The organism is Fructobacillus sp. ChS1-6f1-1-27 (assembly GCF_059579415.1).
Map to the genome: position 1 here is coordinate 35,483 of NZ_JCAOER010000003.1, position 10,928 is coordinate 46,410.

At 45.3% G+C, this 10,928-nt stretch carries 9 protein-coding genes; 8 read left to right on the forward strand and 1 reads right to left on the reverse strand.

Going from position 1 to position 10,928, the window contains the following annotated elements; translation table 11 throughout:
* The first annotated feature begins 94 nt into the window (after window positions 1-94).
* The 5 genes from AC5162_RS02395 (at window position 95) to AC5162_RS02415 (ending at window position 3,922) form a co-directional block, all read left to right on the forward strand.
* On the forward strand, window positions 95-916 hold the full coding sequence (locus AC5162_RS02395; protein WP_496533649.1) for an energy-coupling factor transporter ATPase: 822 nt from the start codon (window positions 95-97) through the stop codon (window positions 914-916).
* On the forward strand, window positions 892-1,821 hold the full coding sequence (locus AC5162_RS02400; RefSeq protein ID WP_496533650.1) for an energy-coupling factor transporter ATPase: 930 nt from the start codon (window positions 892-894) through the stop codon (window positions 1,819-1,821). Before AC5162_RS02395 ends, AC5162_RS02400 begins: the two co-directional genes overlap by 25 nt.
* A complete protein-coding gene (locus AC5162_RS02405; RefSeq protein ID WP_496533651.1) occupies window positions 1,814-2,614 on the forward strand; it encodes an energy-coupling factor transporter transmembrane component T family protein in 801 nt (266 codons plus the stop codon). Before AC5162_RS02400 ends, AC5162_RS02405 begins: the two co-directional genes overlap by 8 nt.
* Before the next feature lie 18 nt (window positions 2,615-2,632).
* Window positions 2,633-3,412 carry a tRNA pseudouridine(38-40) synthase TruA gene (truA, locus tag AC5162_RS02410; RefSeq protein ID WP_496533652.1) on the forward strand — a complete coding sequence of 260 codons (780 nt, stop codon included), beginning with the start codon at window positions 2,633-2,635 and terminating at the stop codon, window positions 3,410-3,412.
* A gap of 105 nt (window positions 3,413-3,517) precedes the next feature.
* On the forward strand, window positions 3,518-3,922 hold the full coding sequence (locus AC5162_RS02415) for a pyridoxamine 5'-phosphate oxidase family protein (RefSeq protein WP_496533653.1): 405 nt from the start codon (window positions 3,518-3,520) through the stop codon (window positions 3,920-3,922).
* A gap of 518 nt (window positions 3,923-4,440) precedes the next feature.
* Here AC5162_RS02415 and AC5162_RS02420 read toward each other — a convergent pair.
* Window positions 4,441-5,688: a collagen binding domain-containing protein gene (locus AC5162_RS02420; RefSeq protein WP_496533654.1), complete on the reverse strand. Its 1,248-nt coding sequence runs from the start codon at window positions 5,686-5,688 to the stop codon at window positions 4,441-4,443.
* Window positions 5,689-6,091: 403 nt separating this feature from the next.
* Between AC5162_RS02420 and rplM the strand changes: the two genes are divergently transcribed.
* The 3 genes from rplM to AC5162_RS02435 form a co-directional block, all read left to right on the forward strand.
* Window positions 6,092-6,535, forward strand: a complete 444-nt coding sequence (gene rplM, locus AC5162_RS02425; RefSeq protein WP_496533655.1) for a 50S ribosomal protein L13 — start codon at window positions 6,092-6,094, stop codon at window positions 6,533-6,535.
* 19 nt (window positions 6,536-6,554) lie between these two features.
* Window positions 6,555-6,950, forward strand: coding sequence for a 30S ribosomal protein S9 (gene rpsI / locus AC5162_RS02430; protein ID WP_496533656.1), 396 nt, complete (start codon window positions 6,555-6,557; stop codon window positions 6,948-6,950).
* A gap of 181 nt (window positions 6,951-7,131) precedes the next feature.
* Window positions 7,132-10,928, forward strand: a 3,797-nt coding sequence (locus AC5162_RS02435; RefSeq protein WP_496533657.1) for a DUF1542 domain-containing protein, incomplete at its 3' end; no start/stop codon positions are given.

A 10,928-nucleotide genomic window follows, 5' to 3' on the forward strand; every position in this document is an offset into this window, starting at 1 on the left:
TAATTACTTTGATTATACCAAATCCTAGGTCAAACTGTTGGTAAGGCGGTTGCTTACGGTTTCCCAACCCTAAAATATGGTAAAATAAGTCCTAATGACTAATGCAATTTCAATTCACAATTTAACCTATGGCTACCCCGACCAAGCCCCCCTGTTCCAGGACTTTAACCTGGACATTCAAGAGGGGGAGTGGCTCTCGATTGTTGGTCACAATGGGTCCGGTAAGTCGACGCTGGCCAAATTAATCCTGGGATTGCTCGAAGCTACCACCGGGAACATCACTGTTTTTGGTGACCAGTTGACCCTAGAAACTTTGGCAGAGGTCCGTGGTCAAGTCGGCATGGTCTTCCAAAACCCTGATAACCAATTTGTCGGGGCAACTGTCGCCGACGATGTCGCCTTTGGCCTGGAAAATCGGAAGGTTGACCCCAAAGAAATGCCAGCACAAATCCAGGCGGCACTTAGCCAAGTTGGCATGGAAGACTATGCTGACCGTGAACCTCACACCTTATCAGGGGGACAAAAGCAGCGGGTGGCCCTAGCTTCAATCCTTGCTTTAAAGCCAAAGGTCATCATCCTTGATGAAGCAACCGCGATGCTTGATCCCGCAGGTAAGGCTGCAGTCCTAGCAACCCTTCAAGAATTAAAAGACCGCTTCCAACACGAGTTGACCCTCATCATGATCACCCACGATATGGAAGAAGCAGCCATGGCTGACCGGGTGGTTGTTGTCAACGACGGTCAACTGGCCTTAGCAGGGCAACCTGAAGAGATTTTCACTCAAGGAAAGCAACTGGAACACCTCGGTCTTAACCAGCCCTTTGCAGCTGAATTGGCCGCTAAGCTGCCTGTTAGTCCTGATAAATACCAAAACACAGAGGAGTTAGCTTCATGGTTATCAACATTGAAGGCCTAAGCTTCCACTACGGTGTCGGGAAAGACGCCAGCACAATTTTAGATAACATTAATTTGACTATTCCCGCTGGCAAAATCAGTGCGATTATTGGCCAAACTGGGTCAGGAAAATCAACTTTGGTCCAGCACCTAAATGCCCTTTTGCTTCCAACCGGGGGACAAGTGGTGGTGGGCGACCAAGTTATCACCGAAAAGACCAAGGAAAAAGAACTACCACCAATCCGGGCCAAGGTCGGGATGGTTTTTCAGTTCCCAGAAAACCAGCTCTTTGCTGCCACGGTCTTAGAAGACGTTATGTACGGTCCAACCAACTTTGGTCAAAGTAAAGAAGAGGCAGAGCAGTCTGCTAAAGCTGCCCTCCAGCAGGTTGGCTTAGCCGAAGAGTTCTGGCAAAAATCACCCTTTGACCTATCGGGCGGGCAAATGCGCCGGGTCGCCATCGCCGGTGTTTTAGCGATGGACCCCGAAGCAATGGTCTTTGACGAACCGGCCGCTGGGCTCGACCCACAGGGGCAAGCAGACTTGTTAAATCTATTAACAGACTTACGGCAAGCAGGAAAGACGATTGTCTTAATTTCCCACCAAATGGACCAGGTCCTAGCCCTGGCCGACCAAACGGTTGTCTTACGCCACGGCCAAGTAGTAGCAGCAAAATCAACAACCGAGCTCTTCCAACGCAACCAGGACTGGTTTTTGGAAAACTCACTCGACTTACCAGCCCCAGTTGCATTTTCTAAGACCTTGGAAAAGGCTGGTTACCACTTTGACCATTTGCCAAAGTCAGTTGATGATTTAGCTGGGCAAATTCAAGGTCAGGTTGATTGGGAAAAGGCAGCTCAGGCCTCAAACATCACTTCGACCGGTCAATCCGAGTCAGCCCAGTCAGGAGGTGCCCGTCATGAATAACCTCGTGATTGGTCAATTTATCCCAGGTAAGGCCTGGCTCTACAAAGTTGACCCTCGGACAAAAATCTTGGCAACGGTCGTCTACGTTTTCGTGTTGATTTTTGCCAATAATTGGGAAACCTATGCCTGGTCGGCAGCCTTTTTAGCACTAGTCCTGGCCTTAACCGGCCAACGACTGGCCTTATACTGGCGAGGGTTAAAGCCCATCTTATGGCTGATTGTTTTTACCGTCTGCTTGCAAATCTTCTTTACTGGTGGAACGCCGGTGATCTTGCACTGGGGCTTTTTTAAGCTGACGCAACCGGGTGTGGTCAATGCCTTGTATGTAATTGTCCGCTTTGTTTTGATTGTCTTGATGTCAACGACTTTGACACTGACAACCGCGCCAACTTCAATTGCCGGCGCAATTGAGTCATTACTAAAGCCGCTCAAATGGATTAAAGTTCCAGTCGCTGAGCTGGCCTTGATGCTTTCAATCGCCCTGCGGTTTGTGCCCTTGTTGATGGCTGAAACTGATAAGGTGATGAAGGCCCAGAAGTCGCGGGGGATGTCACTGTCAACCGGATCAGTCTGGAAACGGTCAAAGGCCGTTTTGCCACTCTTGATTCCGCTCTTTATTGGCGCTTTGCAACGGGCTTTGGACCTAGCCAACGCCATGGAAGTCCGTGGCTTTCAAAATGCCGATGACCGGACCCGGTACCGGGTCCTGGCTTATCACCGGGCCGACGCCCTGGCTGCAATCGGCTTGGTCTTGTATTTGGCAGGGTTCATTGGATTGTTATTGATTAAATAAATAGAAAGGTGGTCGCCTATGCCACGTTACCGCGCGGTCGTCGCTTATGATGGTGCTGACTTCTTGGGCTTTCAAGTACAAAGTAAAAATGGGGTGGAGCGCCACCGGACCGTCCAGGGTGAGCTAATTAAGGCTGTTAACCAGATGGGGAAAAATCCGGCTGACCTGATCAAAGTTGTTGGTGCCTCCCGCACCGACACAGGTGTCCATGCCAACGGCCAAGTCGTTCACTTTGACTTACCCTTCGATATTGCCGGTGAAGGGGTCCGCAAGGGCCTTAATACCATTCTGCCCCGCGATATCTTAATTAAGCGAGTTGACCAGGTTGATGAAGACTTTCATGCTCGGTTTTCATCGCATTCCAAGCGCTATTATTACCGGGTCTCAACCCAAGACTATATCGACCCCTTCAAACGGCGGTATACCGGTCACTTTCACTGGAAGCTTGACCCAGACCGGATTGAAAAAGCCCTGCCTGACCTAATTGGTGAGCAGGATTTTACTACTTTTGCAGCCTCCGGTAACCAGACCACGACCAACGTTCGCACGATTACTCGGGCCGACATGGTCGTTAAAGAAGACGAACACGAATTAGTCTTTATCTTTGAGGGTAATGCCTTCTTGTATAATCAGATTCGAATTATGGTTGGCGTCTTACTTGAGATTGGTACCGGTCGGCGCGAAGTCGATTGCATTCCCAAGCTGATTGCTGCAAAAGACCGAGAACAGGCCCGGTATACGGCTCCAGCCGCTGGCTTGTATTTGGACGAAATTGATTATCCAGCGTATAATGGATGATAGCAAAAGGAGCAGAACTGTGAAGTCTAAGCTGCCCTAGTTCACTAGAACGCTTGGTTTAAAGTTCATTCTGTTATTAATTTTCAAATTGTTGGAGGTAAGACGATGACGTTATTTGAAGAATATATTCAAGCTGCTAAGGGCTTGGTCTTTGTGGCCACTGCTAAGGATAACCAGCCCAGCCTACGAATTATGGGCTTTGGTGCTGATGCTAACCAGCCCAATATTTGGTACCTGGTAACCCAGCCGGACACTGCTAAACTAGCTGACCTGGAGACTAATGAAAAGGTTTCAATCATGACCCCACTCAATGAAAACGGGGCTCGGATTGAGTCCAACCAGGCGACGATGGTCCGCTCGATTAAGTCGTGGGACGAGGTCAAGGATAACTTCAAGGCGCCGGTCTTCTTTAAGAACCACCCTCATCCTGAAAAAGAAGTCCTGTTGGAACTCCACTTGCAATCAGCTCGCTTAGCTGCTTATGCTGGTGAAGACCAAGTTAGCTTTTAAAATTTAGACCAATAAAAAAGGAGTTAGTCCTGACTATTTAGGGCTAACTCCTTTTTATGTATGACGCTGCCAGTTGGTCATTGCGTTTAATATTTAAGAGAAGAAGGGCGGTGGCAGGCCGACAGACATTGTTGGTTTGTTTCTTGCAAAACGGGGGGATGCAAGAAAACCAGCAAGCTGGGCAGCGATCGACCTGCCAGCCACATGTTAAAACAAGTGATTTAGAAAGGAGCTAGAACAGAAGTTGGTTAGTATTACTAACGCTCCTAGAAGTACAACTAGCATCCAGAACATTTTGTTTTTGAAAAAGTCATGCCAGTGCATTCCGGTTCCTCCTATATGACTAATATAACATAAATATGTCTATAAAACACGAAAATGTTTCAAATTAGAGTCAAAACGAAAACAGGGATTCTTAGAAAAGTCCATTAAAAAAGGGCCTCAGACGGTTTTATTCGACCGCTGGGTCCTTAATTAATTTTGTAACCATTTTGTAATTCTAGCTTAGCAGCTATGATTTAATGCTTCTTGCTAATAATCCAAGCGGCAACCGCGGCAACTGTTGCGAAGCCTAAACCAGTTAATGAAACGGCTCCAACCATCTTAGCTGTTTTAGGCAAGATGATTTGGTTGTCTTGGTCAGTTTGCTTAGCAGCTGCGACGGAGCTACTGTTGGTAGCGGCGTCCATTGATGAAGAATTGTCGTTAGCCGAGCTAGTTGAATTGTTTGAACTGGGCTGGCTCGAAGAACTAGATGAACTAGACTTAGCCGAGCTTAAGCTAGATGAACTGCTAGAACTTGAGCTTGATGAAAAACTTGAGCTAGACGAGCTGCTAGAACTTGAGCTTGATGACCCACCACCTGAATAATCACCATTTCCATTACCCGAATAACTTGGTGACCAGACTGTCTTCGTTTGTTCGGTGATATTTTGCCCAGTTAAGTTGACGGTGTTATCGTACTTTGATCCGCCAGCAGTACTATCAACTTTGGTCTCATAATAAACCAAGTAGGTACTAGTGATATTACCCAAATTAATGTGGAAGGACGTGTTGGAATCCTTCACAATTAGACTTGAATCAATATCAGAGCCCCTAGTAAAGTTACTAAAATCATCATTATAAGTAACAGGGTAGGCATCAATGGTATTTACTAAGGTTTGTCCAGCACCAACGGTATCTTGTAAGACCGCATTTGAAATTGAGGCCCTTTGGAAGTTAACCCGGATAGCCCAGTGCATAATCGTTGAATCATCTGGGTCAATCCAACCCCACTTAGCTAACTTTTCATTTGGGTCAATTCCAGCTGCAGGATTAACTGTTACACTTGTAGAATTGGGGGTCGTTCCATCAGGATTCGTCAAGTTCCAGTTGATTGTTGTTGCTTTACCGGTGGTTAAGTGGTTAAAGTCCCATGACAAATCCAGTGTAATGGTGCCAGACAAATCTTGACTGGCTAGTTTTGCAACAGCAGAATCGTTTAATGTGACGGTCACTAATTTAGTAGAAGAGTCGACACTGGCAGTTCCAATTTTGGTACCATCGTTATCAGTGATATCAAACGAGAACGATGTTTTTACTGTAAATTCTTCTGGAACCTTAATGGTGAATTGTTTACCATTGGTCAACTGAGATTGAGCTGGTACTTTGAAATTGTATTTTACTTCCATGTCATCCAGTGGCCCGTAGCTTGTGGCCGTGGGGTTCGTTTTATCAGTTAAAGAAACGCTGGTAACGTATTGGTTATCAGTGCTGGCTGATGCCATCTTGTTTTTAGTGAAACTGAAAAAAAGGACGGGCATGAGAAGTAGGCAGAAAATGAATGCTGCTGTTTGCTTCTTACTAATAGTCATAGTTACACCTCCGATACGATTATAACATATATATTTCTAATTAGAATAGATTGACACAGTTAAAAGTCATAATCGTTACATTTTATTAATATTTAGCGGTTAAAATAGAAGTTGCTTGTTAATTTTTAGTTTAGATTTGAGCAAATAAACCCTAAAAAGTAGGCCGAAAACATCCAGGGAAGTCGTTGACACTGACCCCTGAATCTTATATAATGTAATTCGGTATTGTTTACCTCACGATAAGCCCCGGAAACTTATTGTAAAAGTTAGGTAAGGAACGACCTAACATGTAAACAACTAATCAAAGGAGCGCGCCATGCGTACAACATTTTTAGCAAAGCCAAGTGAAATCGAAAAGAAGTGGTACATCATTGATGCCAAGGACGTCGTTTTGGGACGTTTGTCAACTGTAGTTGCTTCAATTTTGCGCGGTAAGAACAAGCCAACTTTCACGCCTAACGTTGATATGGGTGACAACGTCATCATCATCAACGCTGGTGAAGTTAAGTTGACTGGTAAGAAAGCAACTGACAAGATTTACTACCACCACTCAAACCACCCAGGTGGCTTGAAGGAACGTACTGCCGGTAACTACCGTCAATATGATCCAGAAAAGTTGTTGGAATTGTCAATCAAGGGTATGTTGCCTAAGACATCTTTGGGACGCAAGCAAGGCTTGAACTTGCATGTCTATGCTGGAGCTGATCATGATCACGCTGCCCAGAAGCCTGAAGTACTTGACATCAACAAGTTAGTTTAAAGAAAGGAGTGCCGATAATATGACTGCAGCAGTACAATATGCCGGAACTGGTCGTCGTAAGAACTCAGTTGCTCGGGTCCGTTTGGTCCCTGGTAACGGTACCATCATGATGAATGGTAAGACTATCGAAGACTACATTCCTTTCCCTAACTTGCGTGAAGTGGTTTTGCAACCATTTAATGCTACTGATACTTTGGGTAACTATGACGTTATGGTTAACGTTAATGGTGGTGGATTCTCTGGTCAAGCCGGAGCCACTCGTCACGGTATTGCCCGTGCCTTGCTCACTGTTGACCCAGACTTCCGTTCTGCGTTGAAGCAAGCTGGTCTTTTGACCCGTGATTCACGTATGAAGGAACGTAAGAAGCCAGGTTTGAAGAAGGCCCGTAAGGCTTCACAATTTTCAAAACGCTAAAATTACAAATTTTATCTTTTGGAATATCAAAAGCACCAACCGTTCGGTTGGTGCTTTTTTTGTGCTCAATTCTGTTTGGACTTTCGTTACATTTTAAGAAATATAAGTAACGGTATTGCAATATAATATATTTAGTTGTAAACTAACCTTGAATTGAAACGGAAGTAAGGAGCGCAAAGTTATGAAGAAGGGGAACAAAGTAGTTTACCGTACAAAAATGTATAAGGCTGGAAAACTTTGGGTAATGGCCGGAGTTCTTGGTCTTGTACTAGCAGGTGGTTCACAAGTTGCCCAACATGGCTTGGTGATGCCATCTATGCCTGGCATTTTTAAGGCCGTTGCTGATGATAGTTCACTACCATATTGGTTTGGTCAGAGTACTGAATACTATAAGCACTATAATGAAACACCCGATACTTCGACCATTCCTGAATCAACACAACAAACTTGGCCGAGTGTTAAGGCCGGTAATGAAATTGCTCAGTTGAAGCAATCCAAGGCCACATACCAAGACTTGACTTATGATTCTTCCACTGGAAAGTATACGATGACCGTGACTTTGAGCGTTTACCAAAGTAGCGGTGCAGGTCGTTCATCATACTTTGATATGGCTTTTTCGCCTTCGATGGCTTCAAAAACCAGTGCTCCAGAATTAACTGCTGCTAACGGTTCTGTTGCCGAATTGAACGCTGTTGATGGTGTTTATAGTAACTCCTTCAACGCCGGTAGTACAGTCGGTGGAACTTCAACTGTGAAGATTGCAATTGATCCTGTTAAGATTCAGCAAGGTGACCAGATTACTGTTATGTATTCCTCTGATACGAAGACTACTGGTGTTCACCCAATTTATTCGGTTGTGCGGACGTTGGGGTATAATGACTTTGGAAAACAGTTCAACGACACTTTGCTTGCCCAAATGAAACAGAATTCATTGGCAAACATTGCTAATTCAACTTCATTGAGTGCAAAGCAGGTTACCAAGTTCCAAAACGAAGTTAATGGCACAACAACCAATGATGACTTTGTTAATAAGTTACAAGAAATTGATAAGGAAGTTGCAGCTGCAAATAGTGCCAATTCTGTCCCAATCGCTACTCAACGGGCTAACGCCTTAGCTCAATATAAGCAGGCCCACGATGTTGCTGGCCAAGAGGCCGCTATTGATGCCGATCCAACTTTGACAGCTGACCAAAAGGCTGCCCAGAAGAAGATTATTGACGACGCTGTCCAAGTAATTGCCAATAACTTGAATAATGCCCAAGATTCTGATGATGTTGCAGCTGCAATTGCCGATACATCGCAGGACTCAACAATCGCCAATGCTCACCAATCGGGAACTGCTGTTGCCGACCAACAAACAGCAGCTAATAAAGCCATCGCCGATGAAGCTACTGCTACTAAGGCAAAGATTGACAACGATAACACCTTGACTTCGGATGAAAAGAAGAGTCAAGAAGCCAATGTCGACAGCCAAGTGACTGCTGCTAAGCAGGCTATTAGCTCTGCTACAACTGCTGATAGTGTTGCTAGTGCTTTGTCATCTGGTAAGACTGCCATTGATCAGCAGTATGTGACAAACCCAATTTCACTTTCTGACCAGCAAAAGAATGCGGTTTCGGCCCTGGAGAAAACCGCTAGTGACACGAAGTCTAAAATTGATGCAGACTCAACTTTGACAGACGCTCAAAAAAATACGCAAAAAGCTGCTGTTGATAAGGCCTTGCAAGACGGTGAATCAAACGTTAACGGTGCCACGACTGCTGATAGCATTCAAAGCGCTCAAAATACTGCTAACACGGCTATTCAAGCCGCTTATGTGACTAACTCGAAGTCACTTGCTGACCAGCAATCTGATGCCAAAGGCGAGGTTGCCAATAGTGGTGCAGCGGCTAAAACCAACTTGGATAATGCTAAAACTGCTGCTGAAAACAGCATTGATGAAGACGGAAGTCTGACCACTGAGCAAAAGACTGCCCAAAAAGCTGCCATTGATAAGGTGGTTGCCCAGGCGGAGGCTAACATTGACAATGCGAAGGATGCTCAGGGTATTGAAGATGCTAAGACGGCTGGTGAAAATGCAATTTCAGAATTGCAATCAACTAAAACATCTGCTCTTCAGACGTTAGCTAAGAACGCTCAGGACGCCATTAATACTATTAACAACGATAATGACTTGACCGCTGCCGAAAAGGCTGCCCGGGTTCAGGAAGTGACTAACGCTTATAATAAGGCTCATGATGCCGTCGATAACGCCACTGATACTACTACGGTGAATAACGAAACGAGTAATACTGGTCAGTTAGCAACTGCTATTGCAGATGCCACCAACTTTTCCGGCGTGACCTCGCTGGCTGATCAAAAGACTGCCGCTGAAAAGGCTATCGATGATGAGGTAACCGCAACAGATGGCAAGATTGATGCCGACACAAACCTATCTGCTAATCAAAAGGCTACACAAAAGGCCAAAGTTACGGCTGCTGCCGCTGCTGCCAAAAGCGCAATTTCAACAGCTACTGATGCTGACGATGTTGCCACGGCCTTGTCTACTGGTAAGTCGTCAGTTGACGGCCAATATACAGCTGGAACTTCAATTGATGACCAAAAGGCGACGGCTGATAAAGCCATTGATGATGAAGCTACTGCTACCAAGGCAAAAATCGACGCCGACAATACTTTAACAACGGCCCAGAAGACGGCCCAAAAGCAAAACGTTGATGACCAAGTAGCTGCCGCTAAGAATGCCATTTCTTCGGCAACAACCGCTGATCAAGTTGATGGTGCCGTCTCATCTGGTAAAACGAACGTTGACGGTCAATACGTACCGGGATCTAAGATATCTGACCAACAAAGCAATGCGAACGACGAATTGTCACAAGCTGGTTCAAAAGCTAAGACTAGTTTGGATGATGCCAAAACTGCAGCGGAAAATGCCATTGACCAAGACGGTAACTTAACGGATGCTCAAAAGACGGCCCAAAAGGCCGCCATCGACCAAGTGGTTAAAAATGCTCAAGCTAACGTTGATAAGGCCACTACGGCTGACGACATCCAGAATGCTAAGACGGCTGGTGAGAATGCAATTTCAGAATTGCAATCAACTAAAACATCTGCTCTGCAGACGTTAGCTAAGAATGCTCAGGACGCCATTAATACCATTAACGGTGACAATGACTTGACCGCTGCCGAAAAGGCTGCCCGGGTTCAGGAAGTGACTAGCGCTTATAATAAGGCCCATGATGTCGTCGATAACGCCACTGATACTACTACGGTGAATAACGAAACGAGTAATACTAGTCAGTTAGCAACTGCTATTGCAGATGCTACTAACTTCTCAAATGTGACCTCGTTGGCTGATCAAAAGACGGCCGCTAATAAGTCAATCGATGACGAAGCTAACGCTACTAAGGCCAAGATTGACGCTGATAATTCGTTAACGACTGCTGAAAAGAATGCTCAAAAGGCTAACGTTGATAACCAAGTCGCTACGGCTAAGGCAGCTGTTAACAAAGCCACCGATGCCGACAGTGTGAACGCTGCTGTTTCGACTGGAAAGACCAACATTGACGGTCAGTACGTGACAAACACAACTTCGTTTACTGACCAACAAACTAATGCGAATAAGTCAATCGATGATGAAGCAACCGCAGTTAAGGCAAAAATTGATGCTGATAATTCGTTAACGACTGCTGAAAAGAATGCGCAAAAGCAAAACGTTGATAACCAAGTCGCTACAGCTAAGGCAGCTGTTAGCAAAGCCACCGATGCGGATAGTTTGAATAACGCTGTTTCTGCTGGAAAGACCAACATTGACGGTCAGTACGTGACGAATACTTCTTCGTTTACTGACCAACAAACTAACGCTAATAAGTCAATCGATGACGAAGCTAACGCTACTAAGGCCAAGATTGACGCTGATAATTCGCTAACGACTGCTGAAAAGAATGCTCAAAAGCAAAACGTTGATAACCAAGTCGCTAC